Origin of the sequence: Amycolatopsis sp. MEPSY49, from assembly GCF_051337345.1 — a bacterium.
Taxonomy (GTDB): domain Bacteria; phylum Actinomycetota; class Actinomycetes; order Mycobacteriales; family Pseudonocardiaceae; genus Amycolatopsis.
In genome coordinates this window covers 618,768-635,452 of record NZ_JBDLYJ010000005.1, presented here as the reverse complement: position 1 = coordinate 635,452, position 16,685 = coordinate 618,768, and the positions used below count along the sequence as shown (strand labels likewise).

Annotated in this window: 15 protein-coding genes; 6 read left to right on the top strand and 9 right to left on the bottom strand. The window is 70.7% G+C overall.

The window, feature by feature from the left end; all coding sequences use genetic code 11:
• A partial coding sequence (locus tag ABFJ78_RS26090; RefSeq protein WP_436388998.1) for an HNH endonuclease occupies nucleotides 1-214 on the top strand: 214 nt, incomplete at its 5' end.
• 448 nt (nucleotides 215-662) lie between these two features.
• Here the strand turns inward: ABFJ78_RS26090 and ABFJ78_RS26085 are convergent.
• From ABFJ78_RS26085 to ABFJ78_RS26070, 4 genes are all read right to left on the bottom strand, one after another.
• Complete coding sequence (locus ABFJ78_RS26085; RefSeq protein ID WP_436388996.1) at nucleotides 663-2,285, bottom strand: DUF885 domain-containing protein; 1,623 nt, start codon at nucleotides 2,283-2,285, stop codon at nucleotides 663-665.
• Nucleotides 2,286-2,399: 114 nt separating this feature from the next.
• Nucleotides 2,400-4,994, bottom strand: a complete 2,595-nt coding sequence (locus tag ABFJ78_RS26080) for a glycoside hydrolase family 3 protein (protein WP_436388995.1) — start codon at nucleotides 4,992-4,994, stop codon at nucleotides 2,400-2,402.
• 252 nt (nucleotides 4,995-5,246) lie between these two features.
• Nucleotides 5,247-5,732 carry a DUF2199 domain-containing protein gene (locus ABFJ78_RS26075; RefSeq protein WP_436388993.1) on the bottom strand — a complete coding sequence of 162 codons (486 nt, stop codon included), beginning with the start codon at nucleotides 5,730-5,732 and terminating at the stop codon, nucleotides 5,247-5,249.
• A 15-nt stretch (nucleotides 5,733-5,747) separates the two neighbouring features.
• The gene (locus ABFJ78_RS26070) at nucleotides 5,748-6,224 is read right to left on the bottom strand and encodes an Lrp/AsnC family transcriptional regulator (protein WP_436389029.1); all 477 of its coding nucleotides are present in this window, start codon (nucleotides 6,222-6,224) and stop codon (nucleotides 5,748-5,750) included.
• 125 nt (nucleotides 6,225-6,349) lie between these two features.
• On the opposite strand from ABFJ78_RS26070, the gene pdhA reads away from it, so the two are divergent.
• Genes pdhA through ABFJ78_RS26045 form a run of 5 tightly spaced genes read left to right on the top strand, consistent with a single transcriptional unit; the run spans nucleotide 6,350 to nucleotide 11,165 of the window.
• Nucleotides 6,350-7,420, top strand: coding sequence for a pyruvate dehydrogenase (acetyl-transferring) E1 component subunit alpha (gene pdhA / locus ABFJ78_RS26065; protein WP_436388992.1), 1,071 nt, complete (start codon nucleotides 6,350-6,352; stop codon nucleotides 7,418-7,420).
• On the top strand, nucleotides 7,420-8,415 hold the full coding sequence (locus tag ABFJ78_RS26060) for an alpha-ketoacid dehydrogenase subunit beta (protein WP_436388990.1): 996 nt from the start codon (nucleotides 7,420-7,422) through the stop codon (nucleotides 8,413-8,415). Before pdhA ends, ABFJ78_RS26060 begins: the two co-directional genes overlap by 1 nt.
• Nucleotides 8,408-9,583, top strand: coding sequence for a dihydrolipoamide acetyltransferase family protein (locus ABFJ78_RS26055; RefSeq protein ID WP_436388989.1), 1,176 nt, complete (start codon nucleotides 8,408-8,410; stop codon nucleotides 9,581-9,583). Before ABFJ78_RS26060 ends, ABFJ78_RS26055 begins: the two co-directional genes overlap by 8 nt.
• A 53-nt stretch (nucleotides 9,584-9,636) precedes the next feature.
• Nucleotides 9,637-10,185: a hypothetical protein gene (locus ABFJ78_RS26050; protein WP_436388988.1), complete on the top strand. Its 549-nt coding sequence runs from the start codon at nucleotides 9,637-9,639 to the stop codon at nucleotides 10,183-10,185.
• Nucleotides 10,182-11,165, top strand: coding sequence for a hypothetical protein (locus tag ABFJ78_RS26045; RefSeq protein ID WP_436388987.1), 984 nt, complete (start codon nucleotides 10,182-10,184; stop codon nucleotides 11,163-11,165). Before ABFJ78_RS26050 ends, ABFJ78_RS26045 begins: the two co-directional genes overlap by 4 nt.
• 129 nt (nucleotides 11,166-11,294) lie before the next feature.
• Here ABFJ78_RS26045 and ABFJ78_RS26040 read toward each other — a convergent pair whose 3' ends face one another.
• The 5 genes from ABFJ78_RS26040 to ABFJ78_RS26020 all read right to left on the bottom strand — a co-directional run bounded on the left by ABFJ78_RS26040 (nucleotide 11,295) and on the right by ABFJ78_RS26020 (nucleotide 16,684).
• Nucleotides 11,295-11,780, bottom strand: a complete 486-nt coding sequence (locus ABFJ78_RS26040) for a putative immunity protein (protein WP_436388986.1) — start codon at nucleotides 11,778-11,780, stop codon at nucleotides 11,295-11,297.
• A gap of 38 nt (nucleotides 11,781-11,818) precedes the next feature.
• Nucleotides 11,819-12,949: an NAD(P)/FAD-dependent oxidoreductase gene (locus tag ABFJ78_RS26035; RefSeq protein WP_436388984.1), complete on the bottom strand. Its 1,131-nt coding sequence runs from the start codon at nucleotides 12,947-12,949 to the stop codon at nucleotides 11,819-11,821.
• Nucleotides 12,946-13,266, bottom strand: a complete 321-nt coding sequence (locus ABFJ78_RS26030) for a bifunctional 3-phenylpropionate/cinnamic acid dioxygenase ferredoxin subunit (RefSeq protein WP_400893803.1) — start codon at nucleotides 13,264-13,266, stop codon at nucleotides 12,946-12,948. Before ABFJ78_RS26030 ends, ABFJ78_RS26035 begins: the two co-directional genes overlap by 4 nt.
• 181 nt (nucleotides 13,267-13,447) lie before the next feature.
• Nucleotides 13,448-15,106 carry a choline dehydrogenase gene (gene betA / locus ABFJ78_RS26025; protein WP_436388982.1) on the bottom strand — a complete coding sequence of 553 codons (1,659 nt, stop codon included), beginning with the start codon at nucleotides 15,104-15,106 and terminating at the stop codon, nucleotides 13,448-13,450.
• Between the two features lie 9 nt (nucleotides 15,107-15,115).
• Nucleotides 15,116-16,684: an amino acid permease gene (locus ABFJ78_RS26020; RefSeq protein WP_436388981.1), complete on the bottom strand. Its 1,569-nt coding sequence runs from the start codon at nucleotides 16,682-16,684 to the stop codon at nucleotides 15,116-15,118.
• Between the last annotated feature and the right edge of the window lies 1 nt (nucleotide 16,685).

Sequence of the window (16,685 nt, the reverse complement as noted above, 5' to 3'; positions counted from 1 at the left end):
GCATCACATTCAGCACTGGTCCGAGGGCGGCCGGACAGACCTGACCAACCTGGTGTTGATGTGCGCCCACCACCACCGGCTACTACACCGCTCAGGCTGGGAAGTCCGCATTGCCGCGGACGGCTTACCGGAGTTCCTGCCACCAGCGTTCTTGGATCGGGAACGAAAACCCAGGCGCAACAACCTGCATGACCCGCTGCCCTTCGCAGCGTGACAACCGAACATGGGATAGGCCCGCAGCCAGACGGCTACGGGCCTACACCCACGTGATCACCCGTGGTGCCACGCTCGACGTGGCACGCCGGACGACACCGCCGCAGTACGAGCACTGATCCCTGCTGGCATTGCGGTGGTTTCGCGACGCCACCGTCCTGCCATCGACCACCGCATCGCCCCCGACCTGCACCAGGTCCGCCGCCTACTCCCAGGTGATCCTCGGCGGCGCCCTGATCCGCCACTGCCAGTGTGGTGGCGACTGCGATCAGAACTCTGGCAAGCACCGCCGCTTCGGCGGGAAGTGCCGTACGCCAGGCGCCACACCAAACTCGCCGCACTCACCCTCAAAACCCGCTGGCGACCAGTTCGGCGCACCGCTCGAGCCCACGCCGCGTCGACCACGTCACCCGGGCTCAAATCGGCGCGAGGGCGAAAGCAACAACCGACTAGCCCACCCAGGCGCGGACGACCTCCTCCAGCACCGACAGCGGCAGCGGCCCGCTGCCGAGCACCACGTCGTGGAAGTCCTTGAGGGAGAACGCCTCCCCGAGCGCTTCCGCGGCGAACCGGCGCAGGCGCAGGATCTCCAGCCGGCCCGTCATGTACGCCAGCGCCTGACCTGGACACTCGATGTACCGGTCGGTCTCGGACTGGACCTCCACCTCGCTCAGCACCGTGTGCGTGCGCAGAAACTCGACGCACTGCGAGCGCGTCCAGCGCAGCGCGTGCAGACCCGTGTCGACCACCAGCCGCGCCGCGCGGACCGAGTCCTCGGCCACCATGCCCAGCCGCATCAGATCGCTTGAAAACAGGCCCATCTCGTCGGCCAGCCGCTCGGAATACAGCCCCCAGCCCTCGCCGTACGCCGTCACCGGGGCGATGCGGCGCAGCAGCGGCAGGTCCGTCAGCTCCTGCGCCAGCGAGACCTCGAAGTGGTGACCGGGCACGGCCTCGTGGAACGCCACCGTTTCGGCGATGAACCGGTCGCGCGTGCGGACCTCGTGGGTGTTGGTGAAGTAGACGCCCGGGCGCGAGCCGTCGAGGGCGGCCGGGAGGTAGTACGCCGGGGCCGCGCCCGGCCCGTCGGCTTCGGGGACCGCTCGTACGACGCACTCGGCGCGAGGTAGGCGGTGGAACCAGTCCGGCGCCGCCGCCGTCGCGCGGGCGACCGCCGCCCGGGCCGTTTCGAGCATCTCCTCCGCGTCCGTCCAGCGGAGGTCGGGGGAGGTCCGCAGCCGGCGGCGTACCTGGGCCGGGGCGGTCAGCCCGAACTCGCGGCCGCCGATCTCGGCGTACTCTGCCTCGAGCCCGGCGAGCACGTCGAGACCGAGCTGGTGCAGTTCCTCCGGTGTGTGGCCGGTGGTCGTGTGCATGCGAGCCAACGCCGCGTAGTGCGCTGAGCCGTTCTCGAGCCAGCAGAGCCCCGGCCGGTCGTCGGGCCGGCCGTGCCCGGCGACGTCGGTGGCGAGGAACTCCCGGTAACGGGTCAGCGCGGGCCGGACCACCTCGGCCACCAGCCGGTCCCGGCGCTCGCCGCGGCCGCCGGTCAGCGGCTGGGCGAACAGCTCCTCCTGTGCGAGGTACCGGTCGAGGAACGCCACCGCGTTGCGCGCGTTGCGGTCCACCGGCGTCCGGCCCGCGCGCAGGCCGTCGCCCTGGCGCCGCGCCAGCGCTTCGTAGAACTCCGGGAGCCCGGCCAGCCGGGCCAGGTAGTCCTCCTCGGCCTGCTCGCCGGACGGCGCGAGCTGCGGCAGGAACGCCAGGTGGCTGATGCCGACGGCGAACATGGGATCGGCGAGGGTGAACTCGACGACCCGCGCGTCGAGCTGGGTGAGCACGGCCTCCGCCTGCTGGACGACGACGCCGAGCGTCACCCCGTCCGCGTCCGCCGACGCCCGGGCCCGCGCGAGGACGTCGGCGGCCCGCTCCCTGATCCGGGCGTGCCCGGCTTCGGAAGGATCGGGCAGCTCCGCGTCGTGGCCGGGGATGCCCACGAAGGTCCCTTCGAGCGGCATCAAGGTGCCGAGCACGTGCAGCAGTTCGTCCGCGAGCGCGGTGGCGGAGGTCATCTCCCCATTCTGTCGGCGCCGCTCAGCCGCGATCCAGGGGATTTCGCACCGGCGGACACGACGGTGTTCGAAAGAAACCGGGCCGGGAGCTTTCGCTCCCGGCCCGGTCGCCGATCAGGTCAAACTCGAACAAGGTCTGGCGTCAGGATCCTTCGCCCCGTTGGGCACCCAGCGCACGTTCGCGAACGACGCCTGGAACGGCGCGTCCGTGTACACCAGGAACGGGGTGTTGATGTTCTCGAAGTCCAGCCCGTTGTTGAAGCAGGACAACGGGATCTTCACCGTCGTCTTCGCGCCGCCCGCGAGGTCCGTGAACAGCTTCGTCGCGTTCACCTCCGAGAAGCACGGGTAGACGCAGTGCATGCTGATCACCGTCCGGTTGGTCGGTGCCTGCTGGACGATCGTGTCGAACTCGAGCGCGCCGTCCGCGTTCAGGTAGCTGCGGAGGTCGTTCGTGCCCGCCGGGTTCTGGAGGTAGAACTGGGCCGCGCCCGTGCCGGTCCAGGTCGTCTTCAGGCCGTCGCCCTGCACGTTGACGTCCGTCGGGACGGTGGTGATCTCGGGGTGCTCCGCCGTGCCGTCCGGGCCGATCTCGGTGCCGCCCCAGTTCGACGCCGAGCCGATGAAGCTCTTGTACGGCGCGACATCGGTGCGGTTGTACAGCTCGAGGTCCTCGGTCGCCGTCCCGCCGCCGCCGGTGGAGGTGCACGACGCGGGGCCCGGGGTCTCGTCGAGCTGCCCGATGGTGACGCGCTGGCCGGTCTTGAGGCCGTAGCCGAGCTTGAACAGCGGGTCGTAGTCCGGGGACCACGGGTTGAGCGGCGACTGGCACGCGCTCTTCGGCCACGAGTACGACAGCGTGGCCGTGTAGCCGCCGTTGACGTCCTTGCCCCGGACCATCAGGTCCGCGACGCCGCCGCCCTCGGTGCCGGGCAGCCAGGCCGCCACGAACGCGTCGGAGCGGTTGATCTCCTTGTTCATGTACAGCGGGCGGCCGCCGACGTACACGGTGACGACCGGGGTGCCCTTGCCGCTGACCTTGTCCAGCACGGCCAGGTCCTCGGGGTAGAGCTTCGCCGCTTCCAGGGTCTTGCGGGTCAGGTCGCCGACGCCCTCCGCGTACGGCGTCTCGCCGATGACGGCGATGACCGCGTCGAAGCCCTTCGGGTCGACGTTCCCGGTGGCGTCGAAGGTGACGTTGGCGTCGCCGAGGTCCTGCTTGAGGCCGGCCAGGATCGAGGTGGCGTTCGGGAAGTCGGCGTTGGTGTTGCCGGTGCCCTGCCAGCTCAGCGTCCAGCCGCCGGTCTGGTTCTGGATGCTGTCGGCGCTCTTGCCGACCACCAGGACCTTGGCCTTCGGCTTGAGCGGCAGCACGTTGCCGTTGTTCTTCAGCAGCACCTGCGACTCGCGGGCGGCGGCCCGGGCGAGCTGGTGGTCGGTCAGGGCCTCGTCCGATTCGGCGAACGAACGGTCGGACGGCGCCTGCGCCTCGAACAGCCCGTCCCGGATCTTGACGCGCAGGATGCGGGTGACGGCGTCGTCGATCCGCGCCATCGGGATCTGGCCGCTCCGGACCTGCGCGACGGTGTTGGTGATGAACGCCTTCCAGTCGGCGGGCACCATCACGATGTCGATGCCGGCGTTGATCGCCTGCGGGCACGAGGAGTTCGTGCAGCCGGTGACTTGGCCGATGCCGTTCCAGTCGGACACGACGAGGCCGTCGAAGCCCATCTTGCCCTTGAGGATCTGGTTCAGCGCCTTGTCGCTGCCGTGCAGCTTGCCCTCGTTGATGCCGAGGTCGGTGTTGGTCCAGCTGTTGAACGACACCATGACGGTCTGGGTGCCGGCGGCGAGCGCGCCGTAGTAGCCCTGGCCGTGGATGTTGATCATGTCGGCCTCGGATGAGGGGTTGACGCCCTGGTCCTGGCCCTTGAGGGTGCCGCCGTCGCCGATGAAGTGCTTGGCGGTGGCGATCACGCCGCTGCGGCCGATGCGCTTGGTGGCGCCGGACTGGAGGCCGTCGATGGCCTCGAAGCCGTAGGCGCGGGTGATGCGCGGGTCCTCGGAGAAGCCTTCGTAGGTGCGGCCCCAGCGGTCGTCCTGCACGACGGCGAGGGTGGGCGAGAAGGCCCAGTCCTGGCCGGTGGCGCGGATCTGCCGCGCGGTGGCGGCGGCGACGTCGCGGACGAGGCACGGGTCGTGCGCGGCGCCGAGCCCGATGTTGTGGGGGAACACGGTGGCGCCGTAGACGTTGTTGTTGCCGTGCACCGCGTCGATGCCCCAGATGACGGGGATCCGGGTGCGGCTGGTCTTGGAGGCGTTCCAGTAGGCGTCGGCGAGGTTCAGCCAGTCCTGCTGGGTGGCGTGCTTGTTGCCGCCGGGCCACGCGCCGCCGCCGTTGAGGACGGAGCCGATGGCGTACTGCTTGACCTCGTCGGGGGTGATGGAGGTGATCTCGGGCTGCGTCATCTGCCCGACCTTCTCCTCGAGGGTCATGCCCGCGAGGATCCTGGCGATGCGCGCCTCGTCGTCGGCCTTGCCCTTGAACCGGCTGTCGACCTTCGGCCAGTCGGCGAGGGTGGGCAGGCTGTTCTCGATCTTGGCGCAGCCGTACTTGTCCTTGGCGGGCTGGCCGATGACGGGCTGTGCCGGTGCTTCGGCCTGGGCCGGCGTCGCTTGGGCGATCCCGCCCAGCAGACTCAGGCTCATCAAGGTGACGAGCGAACTTCGGCGCGCACGGACCCACGCGCGGGATCTTCTGGCCATGGTCTGGTCCATTCTGCGATGAACGGCGGACCGGCCGATCCTCACCGGGCGAGCGGGCGGCGTCAATAGGTTTCGAGGTAGTTATTTCTCGACATAAAATAAGAGTCGGGCGGCGACGGGGTCACGTGCTGTCCTGCTTAGCCGGTGGGAATACCGGCGGGCAAGGTCCTTGCGGGCACGGGTTTTGCCCGTTCGTCAGGGGTGCAGCAGCATCTCGGCGACGGCTTGCACCCGGATGAGCGTGATCCCGTCCCGCTGCTCGACGGCGAGCGGGTGACCGGTCGGCTCGACTTCGACGAGGGGCCGTTCGCCCGGTGGGCGGGTGTGCAGGTGGGTCTTGAGGTTCAGGGTCCCGGGTTCGTAGCCGGGCAGCTCGGTCGCGAGCCACCCGAAGTACGGCGGTTCTTTCACGCGGTCGGGGCGGTCCCAAAGCTCTTCGGCGCGGAAGAAGTTGTCCTTGCTGACGGAAACCCAGACGCCCCACTCGAAGTCGTCTTCGGCGTCGAGGACGGGGAGGATGAGGCGCCCGCGTAGGAAGTAGTGCTGACCGTCGATGACGCAGCGTTCGGGTTCGAGGACGTCTCCGGCGGCGTCCTGCCAGAAGGCCGGTGCCGGTGCGCCGTAGGCGAACGGCAGTTCGGCGTGGTGCTCGCCGCAGCTGGTGCAGGTGTAGCCCGTCATGCCGGGCAGCCTAGGTCAGCCGAGGACCGAGCCCGGCAGTTCCTCGAAGATCAACCAAGTCCGCGTCGACCGCACCCCCTCCAAAGCCTGCAGCCGCTCCAGAACCACGTCCCGCAACGTCTGGTTGTCCGGCGTCCGCACCAGCAGCAGGATGTCGAAGTCCCCGCCCACCAGCGCCACATGGTCGACGTACGGGATCTCGTGCAGATCCGTGGCCATCGTCCGCCACGACGTCTGCTCCACCGTCACCATGATGTACGCCGACGTGCCCAGCCCCGCCCGCCTCGGGTCGATGCGCGCGCCGAACCCCGTGATCACCCCTTCCGCCATCAACCGCTCCAAGCGCGCGTACGCGTTCGTGCGGGAAATGTGCAGCTTCTCCGCCAACGCCCGCACCGCCAGCCGGCCGTCCGCGGACAGCTCCGCCAGCATCGCGCGGTCGACCTCGTCCAAGGCCGGGGCCGTTCGTCCCGGACGGCCGCCGTGAGCCAGCGCACCGATGGACGTTTGGTCACCCGGGACCCCGCCCAAAGACCGTTTGTCGCTCATTCGGCCAACGCCTTGAACACACGACCAGCAAGAACCACCATTCGAGCATCATATGTCTGCGAGAGGTGGTGTCCGTGGAAGCCCTGCTGCCCTCCGCGTCGCCGGTGCGGTTCGTCGCCGAGGACGGGACTCGCGTCGACCAGCACGGCGGCTACGCCGAGCCCGCGAAAGACCGCCTGAAGGCCGCCTACCGGCTGATGGTCCTGGGCCGCCGGTTCGACGTCCAGGCGACCGCCCTCACCAAGCAGGGCCGCCTCGCCGTCTACCCCTCCAGCGCCGGCCAGGAGGCCTGCCAGGTCGCCGCCGCGCTCGCGCTGCAGGACCAGGACTGGCTCTTCCCCACCTACCGCGACTCGGTCGCCCTCGTCGCGCGCGGCCTGAAGCCCGGCGAAGTCCTGACGCTCCTTCGCGGCGACGCGCACTGCGGCTACAACCCCGCCGAGACGCGCGTAGCGCCCCAGTGCACTCCGCTCGCGACGCAGACCCTCCACGCGGCCGGTCTCGCGCACGCCATGCAGCGACGCGGTGAAGACGCCGTCGCGCTCGCGCTCATCGGGGACGGCGCCACCAGCGAAGGCGACTTCCACGAGGCGCTCAACTTCGCCGCCGTCTTCAAGGCGCCCGTCGTCTTCTTCGTGCAGAACAACCGCTACGCCATCTCCGTCCCCTTCGAGAAGCAGAGCGCCGCGCCCGCGCTGGCGTACAAGGGGATCGGCTACGGCATGCGCTCGGAGCAGGTCGACGGCAACGACGCCGTCGCGGTCCTCGCCGTCCTCGACGACGCCGTCGAACACGCGCGCGAAGGCAAAGGCCCGGTGCTCGTCGAGGCCCACACCTACCGCATCGACGCCCACACCAACGCCGACGACGCCACCCGCTACCGCGACGCGGACGAAGTCGCGAAGTGGCGCGAAGCCGACCCCGTCAAACGGCTCGAGACCTACCTCGGCGACGCCCTCGCCCCGGGCGAAACCGCGCAGTACCAGCAAGAAGCCGAAGAGTTCGCCCAGTCCGTCCGCGACACCCTCAACACCGACGCCGAGCTCGACCCGATGTCCCTGTTCGACCACGTCTACGCCGAGCCGACCCGCCACCTCGAAGCCCAGCGGGCCGCCCTGCAAGCCGAACTGGAGGCCTGATGACGACCACGATGGCGCAGGCGCTCAACGCGGCCCTGCGCGACGCGCTCAAGGACGACGACCGCGTCCTCGTCTTCGGCGAGGACGTCGGCACGCTCGGCGGCGTCTTCCGGGTCACCGACGGCATCACCGCCGACTTCGGCGAGGACCGCTGCTTCGACACGCCGCTCGCCGAGTCCGGCATCGTCGGGTTCGCCGTCGGGATGGCGATGGGCGGGTTCCGCCCGGTCGTCGAGATGCAGTTCGACGCCTTCGCCTACCCGGCGTTCGAGCAGATCACCTCGCACGTCGCGAAGCTGCGCAACCGCACTCGCGGCGCGCTGGAACTGCCGATGGTCATCCGGATCCCCTACGCCGGCGGCATCGGCGGCGTCGAGCACCACTGCGACTCCAGCGAGGTCTACTACACGCACACGCCGGGCCTGCGCGTCGTCACGCCGGGCACCGCGCAGGACGCCTACGACCTGCTCCGCGACGCCATCGAGTCGCCGGACCCGGTCGTCTTCCTCGAGCCGAAGGCCCGCTACTGGTCCGGCGAAGAGGTCACCTTCACCCGCAACGGCCCGGCCATGGACAAGGCCGTGGTCCGGCGGCACGGCAAGGACGTCACGCTCATCGCGTACGGCCCGATGGTCGCGACGGCCATGGAGACCGCCGAAGCCGCGAAGGACGAAGGCTGGGACGTCGAGGTCGTCGACCTGCGTTCGTTGAGCCCGTTCGACGACGAGACCGTGACGGCGTCCGTGCGCCGCACCGGGCGCGCGGTGGTCGTGCACGAGGCCGCCGGCTTCGGCGGCTACGGCGCCGAGGTCGTCGCGCGCGTCACCGAGCAGTGCTTCCACCAGCTGCACGCGCCCGTGCTGCGCGTGACCGGCCTCGACATCCCGTACCCGGCGCCGAAGCTGGAGCGGCACACGCTGCCCGACGTCGACCGGATCCTCGACACGATCGCGCGCCTGCAGTGGAACGACACCCCGGTGGTGGCCGGTGCCTGACTTCCTGCTGCCCGACCTCGGCGAAGGCCTGACCGAGGCGGCGATCCTGAACTGGCACGTCGACGTCGGCGATACGGTTAAGGTCGACCAGATCGTCGTCGAGGTCGAGACGGCGAAGGCCGCGGTCGAGGTGCCCGTGCCGTTCGCCGGCGTGGTGTCCGCGCTGCACGGCGAACCGGGGCAGCTGCTGCCGGTCGGCGCGCCGCTGCTGTCCGTCGGCGGCTTCGCCGAGCCCGGCGTTACGACGTCTTCGGGGAGCGGCAACGTCCTCATCGGGTACGGCACCGCGCCCACGACCCGGCGCAAGCGCGCCCGCCGCGTCGAAGCGCCCGCGCCGAAGGCCAAGGCGCCCGGCGTGATCTCGCCGTTCGTCCGGAAGCTGGCGTCGGACAACGGAATCGACCTCGCGAAGCTCACCCCGGCCGGCCCGGACGGCATCATCCGCCGCGCCGACGTCGAGGCAGCGCTGAAGAAGCCCGCCGCGAAGGGCAAGCGGATCCCGCTGACCGGAGTGCGCAAGGCCGTCGCGGACAAGCTGACGACGTCCCGGCGCGAGATCCCCGAGGCCACGGTCTGGGTGGACGTCGACGCGACCGAGCTGGTCGCCGCCCGCGCGGCGCTGAACGCGAAGTCCGATCGGCCGGTCAGCCTGCTCGGGCTGATCGCGCGGTTCGCCGTCGCGGGCCTGCGCAAGTTCCCGGAGCTGAACTCGCGCGTCGAGGGCGACGAGATCGTGCTGCTCGACGAGATCCACCTCGGGTTCGCCGCGCAGACCGACCGCGGCCTGGTCGTGCCGGTCGTGCGGGACGCGGGGGCGCTGTCGACGCGGGACCTGTCGGCGGCGATCGGCGACCGCGCCCGCACCGCGCGGGACGGCAAGCTCGCGCCCGCGGACCTCACCGGCGGCACGTTCACCGTCAACAACTACGGCGTCTTCGGCGTCGACGGGTCCGCGGCGATCATCAACCACCCCGAGGCCGCGATCCTCGGCATCGGCCGGATCATCGACCGGCCGTGGGTGGTCGACGGCGCGCTGGGCGTGCGCAAGGTCTGCGAGCTGACGCTGGCGTTCGACCACCGCGTCTGCGACGGCGGCACGGCCGGCGGGTTCCTGCGGTTCGTCGCCGACTGCGTGGAGTCGCCGGTCACCGCCCTCGGTGATTTGTAGACGCACCGGCCGCATTGGCCGGTGGTGACGGCCGTGGCACTTACAGTGTTCGCGTGACGACTCCAGCCCAGCACGACCGTGACCAGGCGGAAGCCCGCGTGGGCCGGCTCAAGCAGGACCTGCGGGCCGGGCTGGCGACCCCGCCCGCCGACGTCGAGGCGATGGACGAGCTCGTCGCGACGGCGCACCGGCTGCTCGACGCCGAGGTGGCGTTCGACGAGGCGAAGCACCGGCTGGCGAATGCCGAGCTCGAGTCCCGGCACGCGGCGACGCAGCGCGCGGTCGTGTACTACGCGGCCGCGCCGGTGCTGGTGCCGCTGGTCGCCGCGGCGCTGGTGCTGTTCGACGTGCTGTCGCCGGTGTGGTTGCTCGCGCTCGTCCCGCTGTTCGCGGCGGGGCTGTGGATCGGCTTCGGCCCGGTCCGGCGCGTCGGCGACGTCATCCGCGAGCGGACGCGGGCGGCGTGGTCGGGCAGCGCGACGGCCGGGCTGCTGGTCCTCGCGCTGGTCCCGTGGTCCGGGGCGGTGGTCTGCACGGTCCTGACGGCGCTGGGCGTCGCGGTCACGTGCGGGCTGCTGTGGCGGGAAAGCCGGATCCCGTGAGCCACGGCTACGCGACCTACGGCGACGATCCCGAGTTCTCGGTCGACTACGAAGAGCCGGTCGACACCACGCGGCGCGACCTCGACGAGCTGTTCGCGGCGGTCGACGGGCTGCGCGCGGCCGTCGAGGAGACCGACGACCGCCTGCGCCAGGACGTCGCCGACCTGACCGAGCGCCTCGAGACCGGCGGCGCGCAGCGGCAGGAGGACCGGCTCGACCTGCTCGGCCGGCGGCTGGACCGGCTGCAGCAGCAGGTCCAGGCCCTGGAGCGCGCGGTCCGCGTGTCGGACGGGGTGCCGCAGGTGAACCTCGACGATGTCGGCGCGGAGACGCGAGCGCTGGCGGCGGAGGCGGCGCGCTGGGACGACCTGCACAAGGAGCTCGTCACGAAGGAGCAGCGGGCGCGGTACTCCGACGAGATCGCGCGGCTGTCTTCGGTGCAGGCGGCGTTGTCCCGCTGCGACGCGGACTTGCTGGATGTCATGGGGGTTCTGGCATCGACGGACCGTGCTTCGCGGGCAAGGGGGGACGCGGAGTCGTCGCTGCGGGCGTTGGCGACGCGGCGCCGGACGTTGCTGGACGAGGAGATCCCGGCGGCGGTCGCGGCGGCGGACCAGGCCCGGCTGGCGTTGCGCGAGGCGGACGCGGTGGAGGCGCGGGTGGTCCCGCAGCTGGAGCGGGCCGAGCGAGCGTGGCACGACCTGCAGGTGCGGCTGCGGACGCGGATCACGGACGCGTTGGGGTCGAACGCTTTGCTGCCGACGTGGTTCGGTCACGCGTTGGGGGTGGCCCCGCCGGCCGGGGCTTCGGGCGACGCGTGGATCCGCACGGCGGCTTCGGTGCTGGCGTACCGGGTGACGTTCGGGATCACCGACCAGGCACTCCCGCTGGGCCCGCCGCCCGAGGACGCGGACACGACCGAGCGGCGGTGGACCTGGCGGGCGCGCCTGGAGTCGGATCTGGACGCCCTGGCCCTCTAGCAGCCCCCGCCCTCACCGGGGGTCCGGCCCCGCATCCATTCTATCGAGGGTGCCGGACGAAACTCGGCGAAGGCCGCAGCCGAGGCATGGTTGTCCACAACGCAGCCGGGCTGTGGACAACCGGCCACTTCAGCCACGCAGGGCGGACTCCAGCCGGCGGTGCAACTCGCCCAAGCGGGTTTTGCCCGGCTTGCCTGGTGGGAACCTCCGCAGGATCTCGCCCACCTCCGGCGGAGCCTGCGACAGCGCCCACTCGATTTCCGCGTCCGCCGAACCACCCGCCAGTTCACGGGCCAACGCCGCCTGCTGCGCGGGGCCGACGATGTGCTTCACCTGGTGCGGCGACTCCAACGGGTGCAGGTAAGCCGCTCCGGCCGCGCCCACGGCGGCGCGCGCGGCCGCCGCGGCCGCCGGGTCCGAAGTCTTGCTCGCCGCCAACGCCTCCCACGCCGTCGTGCGCAACGCGCGAGTGCGGGGACCTCCCGAAGCGAACTCCCGCGCCGCCGAGATCGCCGCGGCCGGGCGCGGGTCGCCGGGAACCAGCGGCACCACCCGCGCGGCGCAGTCGGCGGCCCATCCCGTCAGAGCGCGCAGTTCATCCAGACTCAGCTCCATGCGGGTGAAGCGTATCGTTGAAACCCCGGTTGAGACTTTCAGACGGCCGCCGGCCGGCGAAGGGGCCGCCGCAGCCGGTTGAACAGCTTCGCGTTGTTCAACGCGAACACCCCCACCGTCTCCCCGTTCCGCTGCCACACCGCCGCGAACGACGACGAAGCCGGATCGCCGTCGACGAACGAAAGCGCGTCGGTCGGCAACGGGTGGCCGGCCAGCTGCAGCGTCCCCGAATACTGGTCCGACCACACATACCCGCTCGGCGTGTACGTCCGCGCGGTGTGCCCGGCCAGCAGGTTCGCCACCGCGACCGGCGCCTGCTCCGACGCGTTCGTCCAGTGCTCGTGCCGCCGTCCGCCGAACCGGGCCACGTCGCCCACGGCGACCACCTGCGGCAACGAGGTCACCAGCCCCTCGTCCGTGTGGACGCCGTCGCCCACCTTCAACCCGGATCCGCTCAGCCACTCCGTCGCCGGGGTCATGCCGATGCCCGCCACGACCACGTCGGCCGGGACGAGGGAACCGTCGGCCAGGTGGACGCCCGCCGTGTCCACGGCCGTCACCGAGACACCGCACCGCAGATCGGTGCCGTGGTCCGCGTGCAGCCGGGCGCACACCGCCGCCAGCTCGGGGCCCAGCACCGGCGCCATCGGCGCGGCCAGCGCCTCCAGCACCGTGACGTCGAGGCCCAGCGACCGGCACGTCGAGGCCACCTCGGCCCCGATGAACCCGGCGCCGATCACCGCCACCCGCACGCCGGGCACCAGGGCCTCGCGCAGGGCCAGCGCGTCGTCGACAGTCCGCAGTGTGTGCACCCCGGACCAGCCGGGCACGGTCCGCGCCCGGCCGCCGGTCGCGATGACGACGCCGTCCGCGTGCACCGAACCGCCGTCCGACAGCTGCACTCGACGCGCAGCAGGCTCCAAAGCCGTCGCCCGCACGCCGAGCCGGAAGTCCAACGCCAGCGAAGCGAGGTCGCCGGCGTCGAGCAGCTCCAGCGAAGCCGCGGAAGCGGTCCCGGCGAGGAAGCCCTTCGACAGCGGCGGCCGGTCGTACGGCAGATGGGCTTCGGAGCCGATCAGCACGATCCCGCCGTCGTACCCCTGCGCGCGCAGCTCCTGCGCCGCGCGGACCCCGGCGAGCGACGCGCCGACGACCGCGATGCGCTTCACGCGGCGTCCTCGCTGGCCTCGCCTCGCACGTAGACGACGCCTTCGTCGACGACGACCGCGTACGTGCGCACCGGGTCCTTCGCCGGCAGGCAGGTCGGCATGCCCGTGCGCAGGTCGAACAGCGCCGCGTGCAGCGGGCACTCGACGAAGCAGCCTTCGAGCCAGCCGTCGGCCAGGGAGGCGTCCTGGTGGGTGCACGTGTCGCCGATGGCGTACAGCTCGCCCTCCTCGGTGTGGAACACCGCGATGGCGGGCGGTCCGGGGATCCGGACGGACTCGCCGGGGGGCAGCTCGTCCACCGTGCACGCGCGAATCATGACGCCTCCGAATGTGTTGCGCATGGGGGAACATCAACTGTGATACGCAACAAGTCTGAGTCCGGTGGAGGACGTCGTCAAGGGGGTACGCCCCGGTAGTTTTCGTTAGCGGATAACGGGTAATCCGGGCACGCCGAAGGCCCGTACCGGGGATGGCGGTACGGGCGCGACGACGTCGGGGCTAGTTCTCGCCGTGCCGGTAGAACGGCGTCTTGATCGGGGCGAGCGGGGTGTTGCCGAGGATCAGGTCGGCGGCCTTCTCGGCGGTCATCATCACCGGCGCGTAGATGTTGCCGTTGGTGATGTACGGCATCACCGACGCGTCGACCACGCGCAGGCCGTCGGTGCCGTGCACCCGCATGGTCTGCGGGTCGACGACGGACTTGTCGTCCACGCCCATCTTGGCCGTGCACGACGGGTGCAGCGCGGTCTCGGCGTCCTTGGCGACCCAGTCGAGGATCTCCTCGTCCGTCTCCACCGACGGCCCCGGCGAGATCTCCCCGTCGTTGTACGGGTCGAGCGCGGGCTGGTTGAGGATCTTCCGCGCCACCCGCACCGCTTCGACCCACTCGCGCCGGTCGTTCTCGGTCGACAGGTAGTTGAACCTGATCGCCGGGTGCTGCCGCGGGTCGGTCGAGGTGATCTTCACCGAGCCGCGGGTGTCGGCGTACATCGGGCCGACGTGCACCTGGTAGCCGTGGCCGCCCGTCGGCGCCGAACCGTCGTAGCGGATCGCCACCGGCAGGAAGTGGAACATCAGGTTCGGGTACTTGACCTCGTCGTTGGACCGGACGAACCCGCCGCCCTCGAAGTGGTTGGTCGCGGCCGGCCCGGACCGCAGGAACAGCCACTGCGCGCCGATGTACGGCCGCTTCCACTTCGCCAGCGACGGCTGCATCGACACCGGCTGCTTGCAGGCGTACTGGATGTACACCTCCAGGTGGTCCTGCAGGTTCTCGCCGACGCCCGGCAGGTCCTTGACGACGTCGATGCCGAGCTTCTCCAGCTCGGCCGCGTTCCCGACGCCGGACAGCTGCAGCAGCTGCGGGCTGTTGATCGCGCCGCCGCAGAGGATGATCTCCTTGCCGTACACCTCACCCGGCACGCCGCGGCCCTGCGTGTACTCGACGCCGACCGCGCGGGTGCCGTCGAAGAGGACCTGCGACACGAACGCGTGCGTCTTCACGGTCAGGTTGGGCCGGTCCATCACCGGGTGCAGGTACGCGCCCGCGGCGGACAGCCGCCGTCCTTTTCGGACGTTCCGGTCGAAGGGCGCGAAGCCTTCCTGCCGGTAGCCGTTGACGTCGTCGGTGCGCGGGTAGCCCGCCTGCTCGGCGGCGTCGAAGAACGCCTGGAACAACGGGTTCGAGGCCGGGCCGCGCTCCAGCTCGAGCGGACCGTCGTGCCCGCGCCACTTCCCGTCCGGCGGGTCCGCCAGGCAGTTCTCCATCCGGTTGAAGTACGGCAGGCAGTGTGCGTAGTCCCAAGTGGACATTCCCGGGTCGGCGCCCCAGCGTTCGTAGTCCATCGGGTTGCCGCGCTGGAAGATCATCCCGTTGATGCTCGACGACCCGCCGAGCACCTTGCCGCGCGCGTGGTAGATGCGACGGCGGTTCATGTACGGCTCGGGTTCGCTGCGGTAGCCCCAGTCGTAGAACTTCGACCCGATCGGGAAGGTCAGCGCGGCCGGCATGTGGATGAAGACGTCCCACTTGTAGTCCGACCGGCCCGCCTCCAGGACGAGGACCTTGTTCGCCGGGTCGGCCGAAAGCCGGTTCGCCAGCGCGCAGCCCGCCGAGCCACCGCCGACGATGACGAAGTCGTAGGTATCGGAAGTCATGCGTCCTCCTCAGCCGGGCAGCGTGTCCGGAGCGTTGTCGGGCATGTGTTCGGGGCTCGTGTGCGCGGAGCCCCAGGTGCGGCGCCGGACGTACAGCATGATCGCACCGATGATCACGATCAGCCCGGTGACGATCACCGCGCCCCACTGGAAGTACCAGTGGTCGTCGCCGTAGACCTCGGCGCGCGGCCAGATCAGGTTGACCGTCATCGCGCCGCCGTAGACGACCGCGACCAGGTTCACCAGCGTGCCCCAGCGGCCGAGCTTGAAGTACGGGCCGTGCTCGGGACGCGGCCAGTGCCCGCGCAGGCGGCGCACCAGCATCGGGCCGGTGACCATCAGGTAGGGGATGTAGAACAGGATGATCGCGGTCGAGGTCAGGATGAAGAACGCCCGCTGGTTGCCCAGGTTGATCAGCAGCACCACGACCGTGAGGCCACCGGTGAGCAGCGCCGGCAGCACCGGCGTCTTCGACCGCGGCGACACCTTCGCCATCGCGCGGCTGAACGGCAGGCGGCCGTCGCGGGCCATCGCCCACGTCATCCGGATGGCCGCGGTCTGCACGGCCAGGCAGCACACGGTGATCGCGATCGCCGAGCAGATCAGGAAGGCGTCGCCCAGTCCTTCGCCGAGGGTGCTCTTGAGCAGGTACGGCATGCCGGACGTGCTCAGCTCGTCGGCCTTGAGGTTGCCGACCGCCATCATGCCGAACAGCATGATCAGCCCGCCGACGATGAACGCCGCGGCGAGCGCCCGCAGGATCGCGCGCGGCGCGTGCCGCCGCGGCTGGGTGGTCTCCTCGGCCAGCGAACCCGCGGTGTCGAAGCCGTAGAAGACGTACGCGCTCATCAGCGACGCCACCAGGAAAGCCCCGAGGTACCCGAACGAGTGACCCTCGCCGGTGCCCGCGGTGTCGAAGACGAGGCCGGGGCCGCGCTTGATGTGGATGGCGAGCGCGATCACGAGCAGGACGCTCGCGCCGAGCTCGACCGCGACGCCGAAGTTGTTGATCTTGGCCATCAGCTTGACGCCGATGATGTTGACGATCGTGGCGAACACGACCAGCACCACGGCCAGGATGATGGCGTTCTGCGCGCCGCCGGGGGTGGACGTCAGGCCGGCGTCGGCGTCGCTGCCGACGATCTGGAACGCGGTCGAGACCTGCGGCAGGATGATCTGGTAGGCCACCGCGACGGCGCCCGCCGTCACGATCGCGCCGATGATCATGATCCAGCCGGCCAGCCACGACGTCGCGGGTTTCGCGATCTGCTTGGCCCACTGGTACACCGACCCGGCGAGCGGGAACTGGCCGGCGAGCTCGGCGAAGCACAGGGCGACGGCGAACTGGCCGAGGAAGACCAGCGGCCAGGTCCAGATGAAGGCCGGGCCCCCCGACCCGAAGCCGAAGAAGAAGAGCTGGAACACGCCGGTCAGGATGGAGATGTAGCTGAACCCGGCGGCGAAGCTGGAGAACGACCCGAGCGAGCGCTCGAGCTCCTGGCGGTAGCCGAACTTCTCGAGTTCGGAGCTGTCGTCGGCAGCAGGCCCCCCGCCCGCCGGTATTTCCTGAGTGGTCATC

What these genes read in the sequence shown, in the direction of transcription:
- ABFJ78_RS26030 (WP_400893803.1), bottom strand. Translation starts at nt 13,266, where the DNA reads ATGATTCGCGCGTGCACGGTGGACGAGCTGCCCCCCGGCGAGTCCGTC.
- ABFJ78_RS26075 (WP_436388993.1), bottom strand. Translation starts at nt 5,732, where the DNA reads ATGACGGGCTACACCTGCACCAGCTGCGGCGAGCACCACGCCGAACTG.
- ABFJ78_RS26085 (WP_436388996.1), bottom strand. Translation starts at nt 2,285, where the DNA reads ATGACCTCCGCCACCGCGCTCGCGGACGAACTGCTGCACGTGCTCGGC.
- ABFJ78_RS26080 (WP_436388995.1), bottom strand. Translation starts at nt 4,994, where the DNA reads ATGAGCCTGAGTCTGCTGGGCGGGATCGCCCAAGCGACGCCGGCCCAG.
- ABFJ78_RS26060 (WP_436388990.1), top strand. Translation starts at nt 7,420, where the DNA reads ATGACGACCACGATGGCGCAGGCGCTCAACGCGGCCCTGCGCGACGCG.
- ABFJ78_RS26040 (WP_436388986.1), bottom strand. Translation starts at nt 11,780, where the DNA reads ATGGAGCTGAGTCTGGATGAACTGCGCGCTCTGACGGGATGGGCCGCC.
- betA (WP_436388982.1), bottom strand. Translation starts at nt 15,106, where the DNA reads ATGACTTCCGATACCTACGACTTCGTCATCGTCGGCGGTGGCTCGGCG.
- ABFJ78_RS26020 (WP_436388981.1), bottom strand. Translation starts at nt 16,684, where the DNA reads ATGACCACTCAGGAAATACCGGCGGGCGGGGGGCCTGCTGCCGACGAC.